Below are 23,414 nucleotides of genomic sequence, written 5' to 3'. Positions count from 1 at the left end.
TCGTTCATGAGAGAAGCTGTCATTGTTGCGGGAGCAAGAACACCAATTGGAAAAGCAAAGAGGGGTTCATTAAAAACAGTTCGTCCTGACGATCTAGGGGCGTTAGTAGTAAAGGAAACATTAAAGCGTGCGAATTATGAAGGACCAATCGATGATTTAATTTTCGGTTGTGCGATGCCAGAAGCAGAGCAAGGGTTAAATATGGCTCGTAATATCGGCGGACTAGCAGGACTTTCTTACGATGTTCCAGCTATTACAATTAACCGTTACTGTTCTTCAGGGTTACAAAGTATTGCTTACGGAGCGGAGCGTATTATGCTTGGTCACTCGGAAGCTGTATTATCAGGCGGAGCGGAATCAATGAGTTTAGTTCCGATGATGGGACACGTTGTTCGTCCAAATAGTCGCCTTGTTGAAGCAGCTCCAGAATATTATATGGGTATGGGACATACAGCAGAGCAAGTTGCTGTGAAATATGGAATTTCTCGTGAAGAACAAGATGCATTTGCAGTAAGAAGTCATCAACGTGCTGCGAAAGCATTAGCTGCAGGGAACTTTGCTGATGAAACAGTATCTGTAGATGTAACGTTACGTACGGTTGGATCAAACAATAAACTGCAAGAAGAAACAATCATTTTCGCACAAGACGAAGGTGTAAGAGCAGAAACGTCGCTAGACATTTTAGGTAAATTACGTCCAGCATTTAACGTTCGCGGTTCTGTAACAGCTGGTAACTCTTCACAAATGAGTGACGGTGCAGCATCTGTACTATTAATGGATCGTGAAAAAGCAGTGAGTGATGGCATGAAACCACTTGCGAAATTCCGTTCATTTGCAGTAGCTGGCGTACCACCAGAAGTAATGGGAATTGGCCCAATCGCTGCAATTCCAAAGGCATTAAAATTAGCTGGTTTAGAGCTATCTGATATTGGCCTATTCGAACTAAATGAAGCATTCGCTTCTCAATCGATCCAAGTTATTCGTGAGCTTGGTTTAGATGAAGAAAAAGTAAACGTAAATGGCGGTGCAATAGCACTTGGACATCCACTTGGCTGTACAGGAGCAAAACTAACACTATCTCTTATTCACGAAATGAAACGCCGCAACCAACAATTCGGTATCGTAACAATGTGTATCGGCGGCGGAATGGGAGCAGCAGGAGTGTTTGAATTACTATAAAAAAAGTGGAAGTGGCTTGCTCAGAACGAGACGCCGCCAATACAAAGAATGGAAGCAACAAAGGTTTATAAAAAATAAAATTGAGAGCCAGCTTCTTTCAAAAAGAAAGAAGCGGCTTATGAAAATATGAAGGAGGAAATTTTCATGGAAAAAACAGTAGGAAATGCGGTTAAAGGCGGTAGCTTTTTAGTTGATGAGATTACGATTGATCAAGTGTTTACGCCAGAGGATTTTTCATCTGAGCATAAAATGATTGCAAAAACGACAGAGGACTTTATCGTAAATGAAGTTCTTCCAGAGCTTGAATATTTAGAGCAACACGAGTTTGATCGTTCTGTTCGTCTTTTAAAAGAAGCTGGTGAACTTGGTTTATTAGGCGCTGACGTACCAGAAGAGTACGGCGGAATTGGCCTTGATAAAGTAAGCTCAGCGTTAATCGCAGAGAAATTCTCTCGCGCTGGTGGTTTTGCAATTACTCACGGTGCTCACGTAGGTATCGGATCATTACCAATCGTGTTATTCGGTAATGAAGAGCAAAAGAAAAAGTATTTACCATTACTTGCAACTGGTGAAAAATTAGCGGCATACGCATTAACAGAGCCAGGTTCAGGGTCTGATGCATTAGGTGCGAAAACAACTGCACGTTTAAATGCAGAAGGTACACATTACGTATTAAATGGTGAAAAGCAATGGATTACAAACTCTGCATTCGCTGACGTATTTATCGTATACGCAAAAATTGATGGAGAGCACTTCTCAGCATTTATCGTAGAGAAAGAATATGCTGGCGTATCTACAAGCCCAGAAGAAAAGAAAATGGGTATTAAATGTTCTTCAACTCGTACGTTAATTTTAGAAGATGCATTAGTACCGAAAGAAAACTTACTTGGTGAAATCGGTAAAGGTCATATTATCGCGTTCAACATTTTAAATATCGGCCGTTATAAATTAGGTGTTGGTACAGTCGGATCTGCGAAACGTGCAGTAGAAATTTCAGCACAATATGCAAACCAACGTCAACAGTTCAAACAACCAATCGCTCGCTTCCCATTAATTCAAGAGAAACTTGCGAATATGGCAGCGAAAACATATGCAGCTGAAAGCTCTGTATACCGTACAGTAGGTTTATTCGAAAGCCGCATGAGCACATTATCTGAAGAGGAAGTAAAGGACGGTAAAGCAGTAGCAGCTTCTATCGCTGAATATGCAATCGAGTGTTCTTTAAATAAAGTATTCGGTTCTGAAGTACTAGATTATACAGTTGATGAAGGTGTTCAAATTCACGGTGGTTACGGATTTATGGCAGAGTATGAGATTGAAAGAATGTACCGCGATTCTCGTATTAACCGTATTTTCGAAGGAACGAACGAAATTAACCGCCTAATCGTACCAGGTACGTTCTTACGTAAAGCGATGAAAGGTGAATTACCACTTCTTCAAAAAGCACAAAAATTACAAGAAGAGTTAATGATGATGATGCCAGAAGAAGTAGGCGATGAGCCATTAGCACTTCAAAAATATTTAGTAACTAACGCGAAGAAAATCGGCTTAATGGTAGCTGGATTAGCTGCTCAAAAATACGGTAAAGCATTAGATAAAGAGCAAGAAATTCTTGTGAATATCGCTGACATCGTAAGCAACCTTTACGCAATGGAGTCAGCTGTTCTTCGTACAGAGAAAGCAATTAAAACAACTGGTCTTGAAAAGAATAAACAAAAAGTGTTATACACTGAAGTATTCTGTCAAGAAGCATTCAACGAAATCGAAGCAGATGCGAAAGAAACACTTATCGCAGTTGAAAACGGCGACATGCTGCGCATGATGTTATCATCATTACGTAAATTAACTCGCCACACACCACTTAACGTAATTCCGAAGAAACGTGAAATCGCTGCGAAAATTTTAGAAGATGAGCGTTACACAGTTTAATAGCTGTAAAGAAAAGTAGTCGTATAAACGGCTACTTTTCTTTTTTTTTTTTGCAAAAATGAAAATTTTAGTGACAAAAAACTAATACCATTAGTATAATGAAACTAATGGTATTAGTTTTCGTGAAAAGGGAGCTGGAAATATGAGAGTGATACATGAAAAAACGGTATATCAATTGTCATTTTTGCCAAGAGTGTTTCCTGTAAATTGTTACTTTGTCGAGGAAGAAGATGGTTTAACTTTAATTGATGCGGCTTTGCCATATAGCGCAAAAGGAATTTTACAGGCGGCTGAGAAAATAGGGAAACCAATTACTAAGATTGTATTAACACATGCGCATGATGATCACATCGGTGCATTAGACGCATTAAAGGAAGTGCTTCCTAATGTTCCAGTCTATATTTCTAAGCGGGACGCAAAGCTTTTAGAAGGAGATACGACGTTACAAAAGGATGAACCGAATATACCGATAAAAGGCGGTGTACCTAAAAAGGTAAAAACGGTACCTGATGTTTTATTGGAAGATGGCGACCAAGTTGGATCGCTTCTTGCGATTATGACACCGGGACATACGCCAGGCTCCATGTCGCTTCTTGATGTACGAAATAAAGCTCTTATTGTCGGGGATGCCTTCCAAACAAGAGGAGGTATGGCTGTTTCGGGACAAATGAAATTTTGGTTTCCGTTTCCTGCGATGGCAACGTGGAGCAAAGAAATATCATTACAAAGTGCAGAGAAGCTAAGCGAATATGAGCCTTCCTTACTTGCGGCAGGACATGGAAAAATGATAAAGAATCCAGGCACTGTCATAAAACTTGCTATTAAGGAAGCTAAGCGGAATATAGAAAGTAGAAAAGAGGGCTAATTTATGTCACCGAGAATCGGACTTACATTACAGAAAATTGTAGAAACAGCAGCAGAAATTGCAGATACAAATGGAATACAAGAAGTAACGTTAGCTTCATTAGCGCAAACATTAGGGGTACGTTCACCCTCGCTATACAATCATGTGAAAGGTTTACAAGATGTACGGAAAAATCTTGGCATTTACGGAATCAAACAGCTGTATAACAGACTGGAAGAAGCGGCCGAGGGTAAACGGATGGATGAAGCAATTCATGCTTTGGGAGAAGCGTATGTAGCATTCGTACGCAAACATCCTGGACTGTATGAAGCAACTTTTTTACGAGATGAAGAAGTAAGAAAAGCAGGTGACGGAATTGTAAAGCTTTGTCTTCATGTTTTACAACAATACGGCTTAGAAGGAGAGAATGCACTTCATGCGACACGTGGATTCAGAAGTATTTGTCACGGGTTTGCGTCGATTGAACAGCAAGGTGGATTTGGTCTGCCATTAGATTTAGATACAAGTTTACATGTATTATTGGAAACGTTTATTAAAGGATTGCATGTAATAAAAGATTGAATAAGAAGCGAGACAGTCAGCAACCTTAGGAGAAATTCTAAGGTTTTTTAGTGTATATGATTTCAAAAGAACAGAATACTAAAGGAGAATGTATGAAGAAAGGTAGGAGTATTCTATGCAAAATTTAACAGAGCTTGAAGTAGAAAACTTACGCCATTTAATTGGTGGACATGCAACAATTATTAACAAGTTGGAGCAGTATGCACAGACGTGTACAGATCCACAACTGAAACAAATGTTACAAAAGGATGCGCAAGATGCACGAAATACGAAACAGCAATTAATGACTTTTCTAGGATAGGAGGAAGCGGAAAATGAATGAAAAAGATATGGTAAATGATTATTTAGCAGGATTAAATGCAAGTTTAACAAGTTATGCAAATTATATTGCTCAGTCTGATAATGAACAGTTACATCAAACGTTAATCCAAATTCGTAATCAAGATGAGATGCGTCAACGTAATATGTATGAGTACGCAAAGCAAAAGAGTTATTATAAGCCAGCTGCACCTGCTAACCCAATGATTGTACAGCAGTTAAAAGGTCAATTAAGTGCGGAATAATGGGATGAAAAAACGAGCGAATGAAGTCGCTCGTTTTTTTATTTTTGGCATGTCAATAAATATATAATAAATATTTTTTCAGTTGTAACAAATATGAAGAAAATGGAATATAACAATTCACAAAAAGGACAAAATTTTGCTCAATATTTCACAAAGTATCCATGGTTTCTATCGTGGGAATCTATATAATTAGGGGTGTAAAGAACAAAAGAGATAGATTATATGATCAATTAGGAGAGATTGCCATGAAACGAAATACAAGAAAAATTGCAATTATCGGTACTGGATTAGTTGGATCAAGTTGTGCATATTCCATTGTAAATCAAGGCATTTGCGAAGAACTATTATTAATTGATATAAATCATGAACGTGCAGTTGGGGAAGCAATGGATTTATCACACTGCATTAACTTTACAAATACAAGAACAAAAGTATATGCAGGAAGCTATGAAGACTGCAAAGATATGGACATCGTTATTATTACAGCAGGACCAGCACCAAAACCTGGACAAAGTCGCTTAGATACTTTAGGAGCGAGTGCAAAGATTATGGAAAGCGTTGTTGGCGGCGTAATGGAAAGTGGATTTGATGGTATTTTCTTAATCGCATCGAACCCAGTTGATATTATTACATATGAAGTGTGGAAATTATCTGGATTACCTAGAAATCGTGTGATCGGTACTGGTACATCACTAGATTCTTCTCGCTTAAGAACAATTTTATCTGAAATGTTACATGTAGATCCTCGTAGTATTCATGGGTATTCTCTAGGAGAACATGGTGATTCTCAAATGGTTGCTTGGTCACATGTAACTGTTGGAGGAAAACCAATTCTACAAATTTTAGAAGAGAAAAAAGAACAATTTGGTGAAATAGATTTAGATGAAATTGTTGAGAAGACTGCAAAGGCTGGATGGGAAATTTATAAACGAAAAGGTACTACTTATTACGGAATCGGAAACTCTTTAGCGTATATTGCGAGTTCAATCTTTAACGATGATCACCGTGTAATTGCTGTATCAGCCATTTTAGATGGGGAGTACGGTGAATATGATATTTGTACAGGAGTGCCAGCTATTATTACTAGAGATGGTATGAAAGAAGTTGTAGAACTAAACTTAACAGAGGATGAAGAATCTCGATTCGCAAAATCAAACGATATTTTACGTGATTATATGAAAACAATTGGTTACTAACTTATAGGAGAAGGTGAAACAAATGAAGGAATATATAATGTCTCGTGTATTTAAAGCATCTGCTGGAATCGCACAAGGTATTTTCGTATCCCTTGGAATTGGTTTACTAATCGAAAATATAGGAAGAATTGTTGATATTCCATTGCTTATTACAATCGGAGTTGTTGCAAAATCGCTTATGGCACCAGCCATTGGTGCCGGAATTGCCTTTATGCTCGGTGCAAATGGTCTTGTAATCTTCTCGGCTATGGTAGCTGGAGCGATTGGTGCTGGATCCATTTCAATTACTGAAGCAGGTCTAATTATTAAAACAGGTGAGCCAATCGGTGCATTATTAACAGCGACTTTAGCTGTATATATTGGTAAACGTTTAAGCGGAAAAACTGCGTTAGATATGATGCTCGTTCCATTTGCAGCAATATTAGGTTCTGGTTTAGTTGGTATTTGGTTATCTCATAATATTACTCCTGTGTTAAATACAATTGGAGCATTCATTAAAGATAGCTCAGCTGGTAGCCCGTTCATCGCTTCTATTGTTATTGCAGTCGTTTGGGGACTATTACTTATCTCTCCAGCTTCATCAGCTGCGTTAGCGATCGCACTTAGCTTAGACGGTGTTGCAGGTGGTGCTGCTCTTGCAGGCTGCGTTGCTCAGTTTATCGGATTCTCTGTAATCTCAGCGAAAGAAAATAATTTAGGCGGCATATTAGCTCAAGCGCTTTGTACTCCGAAAGTACAGTTGCCAAATATCACTAAAAATCCAATGATTCTCGTCCCAACTGTCGTCGCCAGTGCTATAGTTGGTCCAGTATCCGCATTAATTTTCCAACTAGAAGCAGGAAAAGAAATTGCAGGTCTTGGATTAAGTTCTCTTATCGCACCAATTAATTTAATTTCTAGCGAAGGATGGGAAGTTGTCCCAGCGATGGTAATCACTTATATCATCATTCCAGTAGCTGTTTCTTATATACTTTACATTGCTCTTAAAAAAGCAGGTCGTATTCACTCTGGTGATATGACTGTACCGCAATCTTAAATTGAAAATCTCCTTTTATATAGAGAAAAGCAGACTGGAACCCACAGTCTGCTTTTTACATTTTGTGATTTTGTTTTACTGGAACACGTACAGTTTCTTTTGCTAATAAAAGCTGAACGCCGAAGTAAAGTATGCTTGCAAGCGTCATTCCAGAAATGGCGTCTACAAATGCGTGTTGCTTCGTAAATAGCGTTGATAAAATAATAAGCGTACCGAAGAAGGTAAGAATATAATATTCAAAAGCATGTTGTTCTCTACGTTTAAAGGCAGCTAGCATAATCACAAAGGTAGTAAGAACGTGAATGCTAGGGAAACAGTTTACCGGTTGGTCGATACTATAAATATAGCGGACTAGTTCGGAAAATACGTCGGATCCAACGACTGTTGGACGTGGTACAGTTGTCTGCCAAAAATAATAAATAGAAAAACAAGCAAGTTTTCCAAGAATTATACTACTTAAAGTGACATAATATTGTTTTCGATTCGCAAAGCAATAATAAATAAGTGCGCCGTATAAGTAAGGAAACCAAAGTAAATAAGGAATAATAAATGCTTTCACAAATGGAATCCAATCATCTACTACAGTTGTGACATCTACTGCGTGTACAGTAGATTTATTTAATACATCGTAAAGGGGACTTACGAGTACGAGTAGAAGTATATAACTTAACGGAAGAAAAGATGAAAGTTTAAATTTCTTCATGATAATCTCCTATGTTTAGTAATGTAAATAAATTCAATTGATTATAATATAGAAACGTCATTTGAGCTATCGATTTTACTTACATTTTCTTGAATTCACCTTACGTTTTTGTCACTTGACTTAAAAGAAGGGGAGGGTGCTAAATGAAGCGTTTATCGTATTTCTTATTTTTTATATTGATATGCCTAGTCAGTGCGGGGTGTGCAAAGGATAAAGAAGGAGAGAAATTAGAATATAACGGAAGAGCACTCGTAATTGGAGTTATTGGAGAAAAGCCGAAAGATACGTTTAGGAATATAAAGTTTGAGGAAATGAAGTTAGAGGAACTGGAAAAGAAATCTAAGGAAGTGGATGGTTTTTTAATAATGAAAGATCACTTTCAAGAAGCCTCAACAGAGCAGTATAAAAATGTATTTTCATCGCTAAAGAAACCAGTATTTTTTATCGGTTTGCAAGATAAATCATATTCAACGTTTATTACAAAGGGGATAGAGTATAACAGTGCACGAAAAGATGTAAATGCTATGTATACGCAAGGCTTTGCAAATATCGGAAGTGGTGAAGGACAACAATGGGCAGTCGGTTTGTCCAATGGTGGAAATACTGAAGAAAGTATTCATAATATGTATATCGTCGTATTTCAAACAATTGCAGATTATTTGAATAGATGATGAAGGAGCCTGTAAACGAGGCTTCTTATTTTTTTATGTAGAAGCATATAACAATGTGATTGAGAAGCTCACGAAAGCTTTACAATGTATGCCAGATGCATTCGCTGCTGTAATGATACCGATTTATAATTTTATATCAGCTATTGCAGATTTAATTATAAAGTTTTAATGAAGCGCATCCAGTATTAGCTCGTTTTATCAAGGGGTAATAATGTTAGTTCCACATCTCCCTTTGCGATTGGTATTGGTTTGTGGGCATGCAAGCAGTTTTAGCTTCAGTATGGCCAATAATCGTTCCTGTTGAGACTGGACTTGCGGTTATGAGTGGCTACGGTATGGTTAGTGATGTCTGCTTGAGCAGGAATTGCAGTAGGATATTCATAGGCATATAAACATGTTTATTTATATAATCGTTTACTCTTTCTATATCTCACTACATCATAACGACTATGCCATAGTTATGTAATGGGTTTCTGTTAAAAATTAGTATTAAATATCTTAATTGAAGTGCACTGCATTTCTACCCATTCATTTGCTATATCTTGCTCGATTCCTTCTACATCAATTAGTATTATACTATCGTAGATATTTAGTGTTGCTAAGCTATCCTCACTGTTATAATCTAGCTTAGCAATTACTTTAAAGCCTTTACTATTCTGAATTATTGCATTTGCATTTTTATCTGAAAAGGTTATATTTGTATTCCATATAAATTCATTATCTATATGTATTTCTACATTATAGTTTTTGTGTTTTTCTGGCTTATCGCCATCCCACTCAGCGATAAATTGATTGCTATCTACTTGAACTAAAACTTTATATCCATCTAATAATTTGTCTGATATATCCACTATTTTAATATTCATTGCTTATTACTCCTTTTTATTTTTTATATGATACTCTAACAAGGGGATTGTCAACATTCATCATGTTATTTACTGGGTCATAGGTCCATTTTTCTTTATGAAAGAAAAAATGTAAATAAGAGGATATTTATTGTGAGGATAAGGGGGAATGATGTTGAAAACTATTAAAAACACACTATTATTTGTTCTATGTTTGGTGGTTCTTAGTGGTTGTTTTACAAGAGAGGGAACGATTGTTGGTGGTAAAGTTTATGGAGGTTCAAATAGTATAGATGGGAAGTATAAAAAATTCACTGGTTTTGCAACTCAAGATATGAATGTAAAAAAAGGTGAAAGTTGGGCATTCTCTTTTGATGATAAAACTAAGCAAGGAACCATAAAGGCTTATGTTTTAGATTCAAATGATAATACAATACTGGAAGTTACTAGTGGAAACAGTAAAAATAATATTAAAGTATCTAAAGATGATACATATAAAGTTAAAATTATAACAGAAGAACATGGTGGAGAATTTGAAATATCATGGAAAAAAGAAAAGTAGTTAAGTTAATAAGTAGAGGAATAGTATTATGTTCTTAGGATTTGAATGGCTTCCAAAGAGATGGGGGAAAAGAAAAGTTTCAGCAAGCAAAATTTGCTGATGAAGGAAAAGGGAGTTTGATTATTACTTATGCTATAGATTTATATGTAATATCTATTCCTTTAAAAGTAAAGAAATATAATTCACTTTAATTTGTATTGAATATAGAAGTGATTATGCTATGAAAGTCATGTGTATACATGGCTTTTTCTTTGCAGTAATTTCTTACCTGTTGGTTCTATCGCATCCGCTGTAGCGTTATGCGGCGGGCTATTCATTATGGTAGGTAGCCAGGAACAGGGATTTCCCCTTATTTCAAGGGCTGGGATTGTCTATATAGTGGTTCAAATGATTTCGTTATTTATGCGATTATTTGTTGGGATTGCTAAAGCTATTTTGCCCTACACTAGTAGGACTTTTTTATTAACAGTAATTCCTCAATATGCAAGAAATATGCAAATATGCATATTGTATTTATTTGGATATTTTGTTAGATGCCCCTGAAAGTATATTGGTTATTTTAGGCGCAATTGCTTTATATGATTTCACAAAAGAAACATCACCAAAAGACGCATCCATTTAAATGCGTCTTTTTTATTTGCAGTAATTTCTTCAACATCATGGCATACTCTCACTATTACGGTCAAAATCGTTAGTTCCTTTTATCTGTACATCTTTGTCATGTAAAGTGTTTCCAGATTTTGTGACTATAGGATGAAATGGTTAAATAAATGTTTGTTTGAGATGTATGTTCGGTAGGAAGAAACCGATGCAGCCCAAGGGTTAGAAAAGAAAAATAGGGAGCTAATCAAACGTTTGTTTAAGATGTATGTTCGGTAGGAAGAAACCGATGCAATTCAAGGGTTAACAAAGAAAAATGTGGAATTAATCAAACGTTTGTTTAAGATGTATGTTCGGTAGGAAGAAACCGATGTAGCCCAAGAGTTAGCAAAGAAAAATAGGGAGTTAATCAAACGTTTGTTTAAGATATATGTTCGGCGAGTGATGAGAGAAGAATCTAAAAAAATATATATTTATTTTTTCTTAACAAATGGCGGGAAAATAAGGAAAATTCGCAGGATTATTAAAATTTATCACGAAATAAGTAAAAGTTTAGCGAATAATCGTTTGAAATAATAAAACGTTTTCTATATGATAAAGGTAAAGGTTAGTAAAAAAGTAGGTGAATTTATGACAGTAACATTTTATTCATATCCAAAGTGTGGCACATGTCAAAAAGCAAAGAAATGGTTTGAGGCAAACGATGTAGCATATGAGATGATTCATATTGTTGAAAATCCACCATCAAAAGAAGATTTACGTAATTTACATGAAAAAAGTGAATTACCATTAAAAAAATTCTTTAATACAAGTGGAATGCGTTACCGCGAACTTGGTCTGAAAGATAAGTTAAAGGATGCAAGTGAAGATGAAATGTACGAACTTTTAGCATCTGATGGCATGTTGATTAAACGTCCAATCGTAACAAATGGAACGAATGTAACACTTGGTTTTAACGAAGAGCAGTTTGAAAGTGTGTGGAAAAAGTACCAATAAGGTATTTTTACATAATTAATACATTCACTGGAGGTACAGTCATGAGCATTCCAAATAATTTACGTTACTCTGAAGAACACGAATGGGTAAAAACTGAAGGTAATGAAGTTGTTATCGGTATTACTCACTTTGCACAAGGTGAGCTAGGCGATATCGTATTCGTTGAACTTCCTGAAGTAGGTGCAACAATCGAAGCTGACGAGCCATTCGGAAGCGTAGAATCTGTTAAAACAGTTTCTGAGTTATACGCACCTGTAAGTGGTAAAGTTGTAGCAGTAAACGAAGAATTAAGTGACCAACCAGAACTTGTTAACGAATCTCCATACGAGGGTGCATGGATGGTTAAAGTTGAACTTTCTGATGCAAGCCAAGTTGAGAAGTTATTAACTGCAGAAAAATATGCAGAAATGACAAACCAAGACTAATTATAGTCGACTAAAGGACAGCCTTTGTGCTGTCCTTTTTTATTTTGTGTAAAATAATGAACGTAGAATCATATACTAATTATCGTGTAGGAGAACGTTTTTTGAAAAAACGATTTCGTTTAATTTTTTATTGTCCAGCTCCACCTCCTAGCCCTTCATGTCTAAGAACCTTCCGCACGAGAAGACAAAAAGCGTCTTCTGTGCGAAAGAACCTTAGCCAACAGGGTTAAACAGTCGGTTCCGCTTTTCTTTATTGTCCAGCTTCAGCGGCTAGATTGTTCGGTGGCTTCGCTTCTTCCTACAAGGCAAAAAGTGCCTTTACGTCAGAAGCTCCATCCCCCTCACAATCTGAACGAGCCGCTTCCGCTTTTCTTTGTGATCCAGCTTCAGCGGCTAGAACAGTCGGTCATTTCATTCCTTCACTTGAGGCAAAAAGCGCCTCTAGTTCAGGAGTTCCAATGTCCTCTTGTTCTGAGCAAGCCGCTTCCGCTTTTCTTTTGCAAAAATAAACAGGAAACAACATGAAAATAACGAATATACTATATACTAAGTTAAAGGTTGTATAGTATATGGTGATCGGGTGATGACATATGATTTATGTAGAAAAAGTCATTATTGTAGAAGGTAAATCAGATAGAAGAAAGATTGAATCTATTATTCGTGAACCGGTGGAAATTGTTTGTACAAATGGTACAATTGGTTTATCGAAAATGGATGAGCTCATTGATCAGTTTTTTGATAAGGAAGTGTATGTACTAGTGGATGCTGATGATGCTGGAGAAAAGTTAAGGAAGCAATTTCGAAAAGAATTTCCGCAAGCAGAGCATATTTACATTGATCGCTCGTACCGAGAAGTGGCAACTGCGCCATCTTCACACTTAGCAAATGTATTATGGGGAGCTGACATTGACGTTTATACAGAATATTTACGGTAAGGAATGATAGAAGTGATTGATTGGACAGGAGCCGAAGCTACAGCCCTAATAGAGAACGAAGAAAAAACAGTGTTATATGTATATACTCCAATGTGTGGAACATGCCAATTAGCAAAAAAGATGTTAACAGTTGTTGAGCTGACAATTGAAGACCTCCAAATTGGAATGTTAGATTTAAATTATGCTCCGCATTTAGCGAAAGAGTATGGAATCGAAAGTGTACCGTGTTTACTTGTTTTTGAAAATGGGACACTCATGAAGAAGATATATGCATTTCATTCGGTTGAATATTTATATACGGAATTAAAGTAGGCGGCAAAGTTTTTGCCGCCTCGACATATTTCTCGGGAAATATGTCGAGATGCAGGGTGGTTACAGTATTTGTCGAGCGAAAGTAACAGGATTGCTCTTTAGTGAGAGGGAATGGTATGTGTAATAGAAAGTGATATGAAGGATGTGATTTAGGGTGAAATTATATTCTTTGCTGCAATCATTTGTAAATTACGCTAATGGTCAATATCATTTAGAGCCGCTTTTAAGACAAGGAGAAAAAACTGTTAATTTCCGCTTTGGAGATGAAAGTTGTTCGTTACAAATTTCAAGAGATTATATAGAGCTGCTACATGAGGAAAGAGGAACGGAGCAAATCGTTTGTGTAGATGAGGAAGATGTAAAACAATTGGTGAATGGAAATGTACGATTGCAAATGCTAATGAACGATGGACGTGTACAATATTCGGGAACGTATCGAACGATGCTATTAGTTGAATCGATGTTCCATATATGTAAACCGATGTCAGTAGGCGCTTAAAATTCTGAAGTTTCATTTTTTACGAAAATTTCTGTTGACATGGTGTGTGGATATTGATACAATTCAATTCATAAAATATAGACAATTTCATAAATTACAAATCAGACGAAAATGTAATCTGATTTCTCTTATCAAGAGAGGTGGAGGGACTGTGCCCTGTGAAGCCCGGCAACCGTCAACTTATGTTGAAATGGTGCCAATTCCTGCAAAGCAAATGCTTTGAGAGATGAGAGAGAGGGATAATGTTGTTATATACGCATATAAACCTTTCTGCTTCTCTAAAGCGGAAAGGTTTTTTTATTGTTTGAATGTGGAGGACATTCAAACAATAAAAGTAGTGATAATGGTGGACTACACGCATTAAAAATAAAAAATTGCGGAGTCGACCAAAAATCTAGCTTCAGCGGCTAGAACAGTCGGTCGTTTCATCCCTTCCTATGAGGCAAAAAGCACCTCTACGTCAGGGATTCGGGCGTCCTCTTGTTCTAAACGAGCCGCTTACGCTTTTTAAACAAAAAAAGGGGTGAACATCATGATCTTGTTAGAAAATGTAAAGAAAATATATAAAGCAAAAAGCGGTGATGTCACTGCTGTAGATAATGCCAATTTAAAAATAGACAAAGGTGAAATATTTGGTGTGATCGGATATAGTGGCGCTGGGAAAAGTTCTTTAATCAGATTATTCAATCAGTTAGAGAAACCAACTTCTGGCCAAATTACAATTGCAAATCGTGTGATTTCAGCAATTACAGGGAGTGAACTTCGTAAGGCAAGGCAAGAAATCGGAATGATTTTTCAGCACTTCAACTTACTTTGGTCACGAACTGTACGCGAAAATATCGAGTTCCCACTTGAAATTGCAGGTGTTGATAAGGCGAAGAGAAGAAAACGAGTGGATGAGTTAATTCATCTTGTTGGATTAGAAGGAAGAGGGGACGCGTATCCATCTCAGCTGAGCGGAGGACAAAAGCAACGCGTTGGTATTGCAAGAGCATTAGCTAACAATCCACAAGTGCTTTTATGTGATGAAGCGACATCAGCTCTTGATCCAGAAACGACAGATCAAATTTTAGATTTATTATTAGATATTAATAAGCGTCTCGGTTTAACAATTGTACTCATTACACACGAGATGCACGTGATTCGAAAGATTTGTAATCGAGTGGCGGTAATGGAGAAAGGGAAGATTGTAGAAACGGGTCCAGTACTTGATGTATTCCGCAATCCGCAGAAAGACATTACAAAGCGATTTGTACAGCAGTTAACGGATTCTGAAGATACAAATGAAACGATTGAAAGTTTAATTGAAAAGTATCCAGATGGTAAAGTAGTTCGTTTGCAGTTTATCGGTGAAGCTGTAGAAAGACCAGTACTTCAAAGATTAATGCAACGCAGTGATATAGAAGTTAGCATTTTGCAAGGAAACATCGCCCAAACAAATAACGGCTCTTACGGTAGTTTAGTTATTCATTTAAATGGTGAGGAAACAGCGATTCAGCAAGCAATAGAGGGAATACATCAAGATCAAGTAGAGCTGGAGGTGATTGCACATGGATAAGTTACTCACAAATATTGATTGGAATCAAATGTTAGAAGCAACTGGTGAAACGTTATATATGACGGCAATCGCAGCTCTTGCCACATTTGTTTTAGGACTAATTTTAGGATTGTTACTCTTTATGACAGCGAAAGATAATTTATGGGAAAACAAATCGGTTAACACGGCAATTGGAGCGTTCGTAAACATTTTCCGCTCGATACCGTTCATCATTTTAATCATTTTATTAATCCCATTCACAAAGATTCTGCTTGGAACAATTCTTGGAGCGAGTGCAGCACTGCCAGCTTTAATTATTGGAGCGGCACCGTTTTACGCGAGAATGGTTGAAATTGCACTTCGCGAAATTGATAAAGGTGTAATTGAAGCTTCAAAAGCAATGGGAGCAAAAACAAGCACTATTATTTTGAAAGTATTAATTCCAGAATCGTTACCAGCATTAGTATCTGGTATTACGGTTACAACAATCGCTTTAGTAGGCTATACAGCAATGGCGGGGGTTGTTGGTGCTGGTGGCCTTGGAACACTTGCTTATTTAGAAGGATTCCAGCGAGGAAATAACGATGTAACAATCGTTGCGACAATTTGTGTATTACTAGTGGTATTTTTCATTCAGTGGATTGGTGATAGTGTAACGACTCGAATAGATAAACGATAATAAAAAAACAGGAGGATGTTTCAAATGAAAAAATTATTACTTACAGCACTTATTTCAACTTCTATTTTTGGGTTAGCTGCTTGTGGCGGGAAAGATAAAGATGAAAAGAAACTAGTTGTGGGGGCTTCTAACGTGCCGCACGCTGAAATTTTAGAAAAGGCAAAACCGTTACTTGAGAAAAAAGGAATTGAATTAGAAGTGAAAAAGTTCCAAGATTACGTGTTACCAAATAAATCGTTAGCGGATAAGGATTTAGATGCAAACTACTTCCAGCATATTCCGTATTTAGAAAAAGAAATGAAAGATAAAAAATATGATTTTGAAATAGCAGGGAAAATTCACTTGGAACCAATTGGTGTATATTCTCAAAAGTATAAGAGCTTAAAAGAACTTCCAGACGGGGCGACAATTATTATGAGTAATTCCGTTACTGACCATGGACGTGGTTTAGCAATTTTACAAAAAGAAGGCATTTTAAAAATTAAAGACGGAGTAGATCCAGTTAGTGCAACTCCAAAAGATATTGCAGATAATCCGAAAAACTTAAAGTTCAAAACGGATATCGAGCCTGGTTTGTTACCACAAGTGTATAACAATAAAGAAGGCGACGCTGTTTTAATTAACTCGAACTATGCAATTGATGCGAAATTAAATCCAGAAAAAGATGCAATTGCAATTGAAGGTGATGATTCTCCATACGCAAACGTATTAGTGGTTCGTAAAGGTGATAAAGATAAAAAAGGGATTAAAGAGCTTGTAGAAGTATTGCATTCTAAAGAAATCGAAGACTTTATTAATAAAGAATATAAAGGAGCGGTTGTTCCTGTAAAAGAATAATTGCTGAAAAGAGCTGGTGTATGCCAGCCTTTTTTATAACTACATAACTATAGGGGAGAAGGGGACATCATATGAAAAAGATTCTATTGTCAGTTGTTACAGCGCTGTCTGTATTTACATTAGCTGCTTGCGGAGGGAAAGAAGAGAATAAGCTTGTGGTGGGAGCTTCTAACGTGCCGCATGCTGTTATTTTAGAAAAGGCACAGCCGATACTAGAGAAAAAGGGCATTAAATTAGAGATTAAAAAGTTCCAGGATTATGTTTTGCCGAATAAAGCGTTAGCGGATAAGGAAATTGATGCGAACTACTTCCAACACATTCCTTACTTAGATAAAGAAATTCAAGAAAAGGGATATAAAATTGTAAACGCAGGAAAAATCCATTTAGAGCCAATGGGCATTTATTCTAAGAAGTATAAAAGTTTAAAAGAATTGCCAGATGGCGGAACAGTTATTATGAGTAATAACGTAGCGGAGCGTGGCCGTATGCTCGCATTGTTACAAAAAGGTGGCGTTATTAAATTAAAAGACGGTGTAGATGTTGTTAAAGCAACAGTAAAAGATGTTGTAGAAAATCCGAAAAACTTAAAGTTTAAAACAGATGTAGAACCGGGACTTTCACCGAAGTTATATGAAAATAATGAAGGTGATGCTTTATTCATTAATTCAAACTACGCAATTGATGCGAAATTAAATCCAACAAAGGATGCAATTGCGATTGAAGGATCAGACTCTCCGTATGCAAATATTATTGCAGTTCGTAAAGGTGACGAGAAGAAAAAAGAAATTAAAGAACTAGTAGAAGTACTGCATTCAAAAGAAATTCAAGATTTTATTAATAAAGAATATAAAGGTGCTGTACTTCCGGTAAGTGAATAAATATAAGGGAAGGACTGGAAAATTACCAGTCCTTTTTTCTTTATATAAATAAGAAGAAAGGTGTATCATATAAAGATGCAAGGGAAATACTTATATACATTTGTGAAAAAATTGTTACTTTTTTTCGTCGTTTGCGATATCATTTTATTTGATATAAAATTAGAATGAGAATAAAATGAGAATATGAACGTTTTAGGAATTTTTAAAATGTATATAGAGGATTAATGGAGGTATTGAGATGGCTGGTTCTACATTAACGGTTAAAGACTTACACGTATCAATCGACGGTAAAGAAATTTTAAAAGGTGTAAACCTTGAAGTAAAAGGTGGAGAAATCCACGCAATTATGGGACCTAACGGAACAGGTAAATCAACTTTATCTTCTGCAATTATGGGTCACCCAAAATATGAAGTAACAGAAGGTAGCATCATCATCGACGATGAAGATGTATTAGAAATGGAAGTAGATGAGCGCGCACAAGCAGGTCTATTTCTAGCAATGCAATATCCAAGTGAAATTAGCGGAGTAACAAACGCTGACTTCTTACGTTCTGCAATTAACGCACGTCGTGAAGAAGGCGATGAAATTTCTCTTATGAAATTTATCCGTACTTTAGATAAAAACATGGAATTCCTAGAAATGGATCCAGAAATGGCACAACGTTACTTAAACGAAGGTTTCTCTGGTGGAGAGAAAAAACGTAACGAAATTCTTCAATTAATGATGATTGAGCCAAAAATCGCAATCTTAGATGAAATCGACTCAGGTCTTGATATCGATGCATTAAAAGTTGTATCTAAAGGTATTAACCAAATGCGTGGCGAAGAGTTCGGTTGCCTAATGATTACGCATTACCAACGTTTATTAAACTACATCACTCCAGACTTCGTTCACGTTATGATGAACGGTCGTATCGTTAAATCTGGTGGCCCTGAGCTTGCACAACGTCTAGAAGCTGAAGGTTACGACTGGATTAAAAAAGAATTAGGTATTGAAGACGAAACAGCAGAGCAAGAAGCGTAAGAGAGGAGCATAAACATGACAATCGGTACATTACCTTTCGATCAAGAAACAATCCGTCAGCGCGCAAGCGAAGTAAACGAAGCTGCTTGGTTGACTGAGTTCCGCTTACAAGCTCTTGCACAAGCAACTGAACTTCCAATGCCAACGCCTGATAAAACGAAAATTGAAAAATGGGACTTTATCGGAAAAGGCGACGCTGCTAAGCAAGAGCCTGTAAGTTCTTTAACAGAGCTTCCAGAAGCAGTGAAAAACTTAATCGATGAAAATAACAGCGTATTAGTACAACGTACTGGTACAACTGCATTCGTTTCTTTAGCAGACGAAGCAAAAGAAAAAGGTGTTATTTTTACAGACATCCTAACAGCTGCAACAGAGCATGCTGAACTATTACAAAAGTATTTAATGAAAGACGGCGTGAAGGTAGACGAGCATCGTTTAACTGCACTTCATGCTGCATTAATCAACGGCGGTGCATTTGTATATGTTCCGAAAAACGTTGTTCTTGAAACTCCACTTCAAGCTGTATTCTTAGTAGACGGCGAAGAAGCTAACGTATATAACCACGTATTATTCGTAGCTGATGCGAACAGTACTGCAACTTATGTAGAAAACTACGTTGCAAATGAAAATGCTAAAGGTATTGCAAATATCGTAGCAGAAGTAATCGTGGAACAAGGCGCACAAGTGAAATTTGGTGCGGTTGATCTATTAGCAAAAGACGTAACAACTTACGTTAACCGCCGCGGTGTTGTTGGACGCGACGGCCGCATTGATTGGGCTCTAGGCCTTATGAATGACGGAAACACAATTTCAGAGAACGTTACGAATTTAATGGGCGACGGATCATATGCTGATACAAAAACAGTAACAATTGGTCGTGGTAACCAAACACAAAACTTTACAACTAAAGTTGTTCACTTCGGTAAACACTCTGAAGGTTGGATTTTAAAACACGGTGTACAAAAAGATAGTGCAACATCTATCTTTAACGGAATTGGTAAGATTGAACATGGTGCATCTAAATCAAATGCACAACAATCTTCTCGCGTTCTTATGTTAGATGAAAAAGCTCGCGGTGATGCAAACCCAATTCTTTTAATCGACGAAGATGATGTAATGGCAGGTCACGCAGCTTCAGTAGGCCGCGTAGATCCGTACCAATTATACTACTTGATGAGCCGTGGTATTCCAAAACGCGAAGCAGAACGTTTAGTCATCCATGGATTCTTAGCACCTGTAGTAAATGAGCTTCCAATTGAAGGAGTAAAGGCACAGCTTGTTGAGGTAATTGAAAGGAAAGTTCGCTAATGAATATTCATGAAATACGCAAACAGTTTCCAATTCTTGATCAAAAAGTGAACGGCAAACAACTTGTATATTTCGATAGTGCAGCAACTTCTCAAAAACCAATTCAAGTCATTGAAACGTTAGAACGTTACTATAAAGAATATAATTCTAACGTGCATCGCGGTGTTCATACGCTCGGTACGAAAGCTACCGACGCGTATGAAGGTGCACGCGAGAAAGTTCGCAAGTTTATTAACGCGAAATCAATGGAAGAGATTATTTTCACGCGCGGAACGACAACTGCATTAAATACAGTAGCGGCTAGCTATGGTCTTGAAAATGTAAAAGAAGGCGATGAAATCGTTATTTCTTACATGGAACACCATAGTAACATCATTCCGTGGCAACAAGTTGCGAAGAAAACTGGTGCAACTTTAAAATACCTTCCGCTTCAACCAGACGGTACAATTTCTTTAGAAGATGTTCGTCAAACAGTTACACCGAATACAAAAATCGTTTCTATTATGCAAGTATCAAACGTACTTGGAACGATTAACCCTGTAAAAGAAATCGGAGCAATTGCACATGAAAACGGTGCAATCATGATCGTTGATGGAGCACAAAGTGCACCTCATATGAAAGTGGATGTACAAGATTTAAACTGTGATTTCTACGCATTATCTGCTCATAAGATGTGCGGACCTACAGGTATCGGCGTATTATATGGTAAAAAAGAATTGCTGAACAATATGGAGCCAATTGAATTTGGCGGTGAAATGATTGATTTCGTAGATTTACAAGAATCTACTTGGAAAGAGCTTCCGTGGAAGTTTGAAGCAGGTACACCGATTATCGGTAATGCAATCGGACTTGGTGCGGCAATTGATTTCCTAGAAGAAATCGGTCTTCATAATATTGAAAAGCATGAACATGAATTAGCGCAATATGCTTTAGAAAGACTATCAGAAGTAGATGGCGTTACAATTTATGGTCCAAAGCATCGCGCTGGTCTTGTTACATTTAATATTGAAGACGTACATCCTCATGATGTAGCAACTGTATTAGATGTAGAAGGCATTGCGGTTCGCGCAGGACACCACTGTGCACAACCGCTTATGAAGTGGCTGAAAGCTTCTTCTACAGCACGTGCGAGCTTCTATTTATATAATACAAAAGAAGAAATTGATACATTTGTTGAATCACTAATCAAGACAAAGGAGTATTTCACAAATGTCATTTAATAATTTAGATACGTTATACCGTCAAGTTATTATGGATCATTATAAGAATCCTCGTAACAATGGCGTGTTAGAAGATAGTGTTACTGTTAACTTGAACAATCCAACTTGCGGCGATCGTATTCAACTTACGATGAAAGTAGAAGAAGGTATTGTACAAGAGGCGAAGTTTGAAGGAGAAGGGTGTTCTATCTCAATGTCTTCAGCTTCGATGATGACACAAGCAGTAAAAGGTAAGAAAATTGAAGAGGCACTTCAGCTTTCTAAAATTTTCTCTGACATGATGCTAGGAAAAGAGTACGATGACAGCATTGATTTAGGAGATATTGAAGCATTACAAGGCGTATGCAAGTTCCCTGCACGTATTAAATGTGCAACATTAGCGTGGAAAGCGTTAGAAAAGGGCTTAAACGAAGATAAGTAATGTTAAAGGTTCCTAAAAACGAGGTTATCTAAGGAGGGACACACCAACATGGCGAAGCAACTGCCAGATATCGGCGATTATAAATATGGTTTCAAAGACAAAGACGTTTCGATTTTCCGTGCTGGACGCGGTTTAACAAAAGAAATCGTTGAAGAGATTTCACGTATGAAAGAAGAACCACAGTGGATGTTAGACTTCCGTTTAAAATCACTGGATAAGTTCTATGAAATGCCAATGCCACAATGGGGCGGCGACTTAAACGACTTAGATTTCGATGAAATTACGTACTACGTAAAACCATCTGAGAAATCTGAGAAGTCTTGGGATGAAGTACCTGAGGAAATTAAAGCGACATTTGATAAATTAGGTATTCCTGAAGCTGAGCAAAAATATTTAGCTGGTGTATCTGCACAGTACGAATCTGAAGTTGTATACCACAACATGAAAGAAGACCTAGAAGCTCTAGGAATCGTCTTCAAAGATACAGATAGCGCATTAAAAGAGAACGAAGATATTTTCCGTGAGCATTTCGGAAAAGTAATCCCACCAACAGACAACAAATTCTCTGCATTAAACTCTGCAGTTTGGTCTGGTGGATCATTCATCTACGTTCCAAAAGGTATTAAAGTGGATACACCACTTCAAGCGTACTTCCGTATTAACTCTGAAAATATGGGACAATTCGAGCGTACGCTTATCATCGTAGACGAAGGCGCACACGTACACTATGTAGAAGGTTGTACAGCACCTGTTTACACGACTAACTCACTTCACAGTGCGGTAGTAGAGATCATCATTAAGAAAGATGCATATTGCCGTTATACAACAATCCAAAACTGGGCGAACAACGTATACAACCTAGTTACAAAACGTGCGGTTTGTGAAGAAAACGCAACGATGGAATGGATTGACGGTAACATCGGATCTAAATTAACGATGAAATACCCAGCGGTTATCTTAAAAGGCGAAGGCGCTCGTGGTTTAACATTATCTATCGCGATTGCTGGTAAAGGCCAACACCAAGATGCTGGTGCGAAAATGATTCACTTAGCACCAAACACGTCTTCAACAATCGTTTCTAAATCGATTGCGAAGCATGGTGGTAAAGTAACTTACCGTGGTATCGTGCAATTCGGACCAAAAGCGAAAAACTCTCGCTCTAACATCGAGTGTGACACGTTAATCATGGATAACCAATCTACATCTGATACAATTCCTTACAACGAAATCAAAAACGATTACGTTTCACTTGAACACGAAGCGAAAGTATCGAAAGTATCAGAAGAACAATTATTCTACCTAATGAGCCGCGGTATTTCTGAGCAAGAAGCTACAGAAATGATCGTAATGGGCTTCATCGAGCCATTCACTCGCGAACTTCCAATGGAATACGCAGTTGAAATGAACCGCCTGATCAAGTTTGAGATGGAAGGTTCTATTGGTTAATATATGTATGAAGAAAGCGCCCTGCACAGCAGGGCGCTTTCTTATGTTGTGCTGGGGTCGATTCAGTTTAGGTCAGTCTGGTATACCCAGGTTGGTATTCAGCTGAATATATCAGCGATTATTGCAATATATCGACTTATCGACAAAGTAAGACAAAAGTAATTCTTCATATACCCCGCAACATTTT

General features: G+C 37.2%; 27 protein-coding genes, 1 pseudogene and 1 riboswitch. Of the genes and pseudogenes, 26 read left to right on the top strand and 2 right to left on the bottom strand.

Annotated elements, in window-relative coordinates; translation table 11 throughout:
- Positions 1-6: 6 nt before the first annotated feature.
- The 8 genes from AC1DMU_RS22655 to AC1DMU_RS22620 all read left to right on the top strand — a co-directional run bounded on the left by AC1DMU_RS22655 (position 7) and on the right by AC1DMU_RS22620 (position 7,329).
- The gene (locus AC1DMU_RS22655) at positions 7-1,179 is read left to right on the top strand and encodes an acetyl-CoA C-acetyltransferase (protein WP_001206340.1); all 1,173 of its coding nucleotides are present in this window, start codon (positions 7-9) and stop codon (positions 1,177-1,179) included.
- Positions 1,180-1,323: 144 nt separating this feature from the next.
- The gene (locus tag AC1DMU_RS22650) at positions 1,324-3,108 is read left to right on the top strand and encodes an acyl-CoA dehydrogenase family protein (RefSeq protein WP_000416287.1); all 1,785 of its coding nucleotides are present in this window, start codon (positions 1,324-1,326) and stop codon (positions 3,106-3,108) included.
- Between the two features lie 142 nt (positions 3,109-3,250).
- Positions 3,251-3,973 (top strand): MBL fold metallo-hydrolase, encoded by a 723-nt coding sequence (locus AC1DMU_RS22645; protein WP_088064742.1) that lies wholly within the window; start codon positions 3,251-3,253, stop codon positions 3,971-3,973.
- Between the two features lie 3 nt (positions 3,974-3,976).
- A complete protein-coding gene (locus tag AC1DMU_RS22640) occupies positions 3,977-4,534 on the top strand; it encodes a TetR/AcrR family transcriptional regulator (protein WP_088064741.1) in 558 nt (185 codons plus the stop codon).
- A gap of 115 nt (positions 4,535-4,649) precedes the next feature.
- Complete coding sequence (locus AC1DMU_RS22635) at positions 4,650-4,835, top strand: hypothetical protein (RefSeq protein WP_001180555.1); 186 nt, start codon at positions 4,650-4,652, stop codon at positions 4,833-4,835.
- 13 nt (positions 4,836-4,848) lie between these two features.
- Entirely contained in the window at positions 4,849-5,097 is a 249-nt protein-coding gene (locus AC1DMU_RS22630; protein WP_001002985.1) for a spore coat protein, read from the top strand.
- Positions 5,098-5,342: 245 nt separating this feature from the next.
- The gene (locus tag AC1DMU_RS22625) at positions 5,343-6,293 is read left to right on the top strand and encodes an L-lactate dehydrogenase (RefSeq protein WP_088064740.1); all 951 of its coding nucleotides are present in this window, start codon (positions 5,343-5,345) and stop codon (positions 6,291-6,293) included.
- A 22-nt stretch (positions 6,294-6,315) separates the two neighbouring features.
- Positions 6,316-7,329 carry a PTS sugar transporter subunit IIC gene (locus AC1DMU_RS22620; protein WP_000666174.1) on the top strand — a complete coding sequence of 338 codons (1,014 nt, stop codon included), beginning with the start codon at positions 6,316-6,318 and terminating at the stop codon, positions 7,327-7,329.
- Between the two features lie 55 nt (positions 7,330-7,384).
- Here AC1DMU_RS22620 and AC1DMU_RS22615 read toward each other — a convergent pair whose 3' ends face one another.
- Positions 7,385-8,032 carry a phosphatase PAP2 family protein gene (locus tag AC1DMU_RS22615; RefSeq protein WP_048542336.1) on the bottom strand — a complete coding sequence of 216 codons (648 nt, stop codon included), beginning with the start codon at positions 8,030-8,032 and terminating at the stop codon, positions 7,385-7,387.
- 143 nt (positions 8,033-8,175) lie between these two features.
- Between AC1DMU_RS22615 and AC1DMU_RS22610 the strand changes: the two genes are divergently transcribed.
- Positions 8,176-8,703: a hypothetical protein gene (locus AC1DMU_RS22610; protein WP_088064739.1), complete on the top strand. Its 528-nt coding sequence runs from the start codon at positions 8,176-8,178 to the stop codon at positions 8,701-8,703.
- A 55-nt stretch (positions 8,704-8,758) separates the two neighbouring features.
- Complete coding sequence (locus AC1DMU_RS22605; protein ID WP_088064738.1) at positions 8,759-8,872, top strand: tail length tape measure protein; 114 nt, start codon at positions 8,759-8,761, stop codon at positions 8,870-8,872.
- Between the two features lie 307 nt (positions 8,873-9,179).
- Here AC1DMU_RS22605 and AC1DMU_RS22600 read toward each other — a convergent pair whose 3' ends face one another.
- Positions 9,180-9,569, bottom strand: coding sequence for a hypothetical protein (locus tag AC1DMU_RS22600; protein WP_088064737.1), 390 nt, complete (start codon positions 9,567-9,569; stop codon positions 9,180-9,182).
- A gap of 151 nt (positions 9,570-9,720) precedes the next feature.
- On the opposite strand from AC1DMU_RS22600, the gene AC1DMU_RS22595 reads away from it, so the two are divergent.
- The 16 genes and pseudogenes from AC1DMU_RS22595 (at position 9,721) to sufB (ending at position 23,227) form a co-directional block, all read left to right on the top strand.
- Complete coding sequence (locus tag AC1DMU_RS22595) at positions 9,721-10,110, top strand: hypothetical protein (protein WP_137012389.1); 390 nt, start codon at positions 9,721-9,723, stop codon at positions 10,108-10,110.
- A 523-nt stretch (positions 10,111-10,633) separates the two neighbouring features.
- Positions 10,634-10,732: pseudogene (locus tag AC1DMU_RS22590) on the top strand (DUF3937 family protein); the annotation flags it as partial.
- A gap of 608 nt (positions 10,733-11,340) precedes the next feature.
- A complete protein-coding gene (locus AC1DMU_RS22585; protein WP_000218969.1) occupies positions 11,341-11,706 on the top strand; it encodes an arsenate reductase family protein in 366 nt (121 codons plus the stop codon).
- Positions 11,707-11,747: 41 nt separating this feature from the next.
- Positions 11,748-12,131: a glycine cleavage system protein GcvH gene (gene gcvH, locus AC1DMU_RS22580; RefSeq protein WP_000026896.1), complete on the top strand. Its 384-nt coding sequence runs from the start codon at positions 11,748-11,750 to the stop codon at positions 12,129-12,131.
- A 590-nt stretch (positions 12,132-12,721) separates the two neighbouring features.
- Complete coding sequence (locus tag AC1DMU_RS22575; RefSeq protein WP_000640866.1) at positions 12,722-13,066, top strand: toprim domain-containing protein; 345 nt, start codon at positions 12,722-12,724, stop codon at positions 13,064-13,066.
- 3 nt (positions 13,067-13,069) lie between these two features.
- Positions 13,070-13,378 (top strand): thioredoxin family protein, encoded by a 309-nt coding sequence (locus AC1DMU_RS22570; RefSeq protein ID WP_088064734.1) that lies wholly within the window; start codon positions 13,070-13,072, stop codon positions 13,376-13,378.
- Positions 13,379-13,532: 154 nt separating this feature from the next.
- A complete protein-coding gene (locus AC1DMU_RS22565; RefSeq protein WP_000781217.1) occupies positions 13,533-13,877 on the top strand; it encodes a hypothetical protein in 345 nt (114 codons plus the stop codon).
- Between the two features lie 125 nt (positions 13,878-14,002).
- A riboswitch (SAM riboswitch) is annotated at positions 14,003-14,110 on the top strand.
- A 299-nt stretch (positions 14,111-14,409) separates the two neighbouring features.
- A complete protein-coding gene (locus AC1DMU_RS22560) occupies positions 14,410-15,435 on the top strand; it encodes a methionine ABC transporter ATP-binding protein (RefSeq protein ID WP_088064733.1) in 1,026 nt (341 codons plus the stop codon).
- A complete protein-coding gene (locus AC1DMU_RS22555; protein ID WP_000359548.1) occupies positions 15,428-16,093 on the top strand; it encodes a methionine ABC transporter permease in 666 nt (221 codons plus the stop codon). Before AC1DMU_RS22560 ends, AC1DMU_RS22555 begins: the two co-directional genes overlap by 8 nt.
- Positions 16,094-16,117: 24 nt before the next feature.
- Positions 16,118-16,930 (top strand): methionine ABC transporter substrate-binding lipoprotein MetQ, encoded by an 813-nt coding sequence (gene metQ, locus AC1DMU_RS22550; protein WP_000735093.1) that lies wholly within the window; start codon positions 16,118-16,120, stop codon positions 16,928-16,930.
- A gap of 71 nt (positions 16,931-17,001) precedes the next feature.
- Positions 17,002-17,808 carry a methionine ABC transporter substrate-binding lipoprotein MetQ gene (metQ, locus tag AC1DMU_RS22545; RefSeq protein ID WP_000722406.1) on the top strand — a complete coding sequence of 269 codons (807 nt, stop codon included), beginning with the start codon at positions 17,002-17,004 and terminating at the stop codon, positions 17,806-17,808.
- A gap of 238 nt (positions 17,809-18,046) precedes the next feature.
- Positions 18,047-18,832 carry a Fe-S cluster assembly ATPase SufC gene (gene sufC, locus AC1DMU_RS22540; protein ID WP_088064732.1) on the top strand — a complete coding sequence of 262 codons (786 nt, stop codon included), beginning with the start codon at positions 18,047-18,049 and terminating at the stop codon, positions 18,830-18,832.
- Positions 18,833-18,847: 15 nt separating this feature from the next.
- Positions 18,848-20,140 (top strand): Fe-S cluster assembly protein SufD, encoded by a 1,293-nt coding sequence (gene sufD / locus AC1DMU_RS22535; protein WP_088064731.1) that lies wholly within the window; start codon positions 18,848-18,850, stop codon positions 20,138-20,140.
- Positions 20,140-21,360, top strand: coding sequence for a cysteine desulfurase SufS (gene sufS, locus AC1DMU_RS22530; protein WP_001020765.1), 1,221 nt, complete (start codon positions 20,140-20,142; stop codon positions 21,358-21,360). The genes sufD and sufS overlap by 1 nt, the downstream gene beginning before the upstream one ends.
- On the top strand, positions 21,350-21,781 hold the full coding sequence (sufU, locus tag AC1DMU_RS22525; protein ID WP_000009525.1) for a Fe-S cluster assembly sulfur transfer protein SufU: 432 nt from the start codon (positions 21,350-21,352) through the stop codon (positions 21,779-21,781). The genes sufS and sufU overlap by 11 nt, the downstream gene beginning before the upstream one ends.
- Positions 21,782-21,829: 48 nt before the next feature.
- Positions 21,830-23,227, top strand: a complete 1,398-nt coding sequence (gene sufB, locus AC1DMU_RS22520) for a Fe-S cluster assembly protein SufB (RefSeq protein WP_001118829.1) — start codon at positions 21,830-21,832, stop codon at positions 23,225-23,227.
- Positions 23,228-23,414 lie beyond the last annotated feature (187 nt).

It is taken from the genome of Bacillus sp. 01N45, assembly GCF_056399205.1.
Note: the sequence above shows the minus strand (reverse complement) of the source record. Positions and strands in the feature narration are given on the sequence as shown.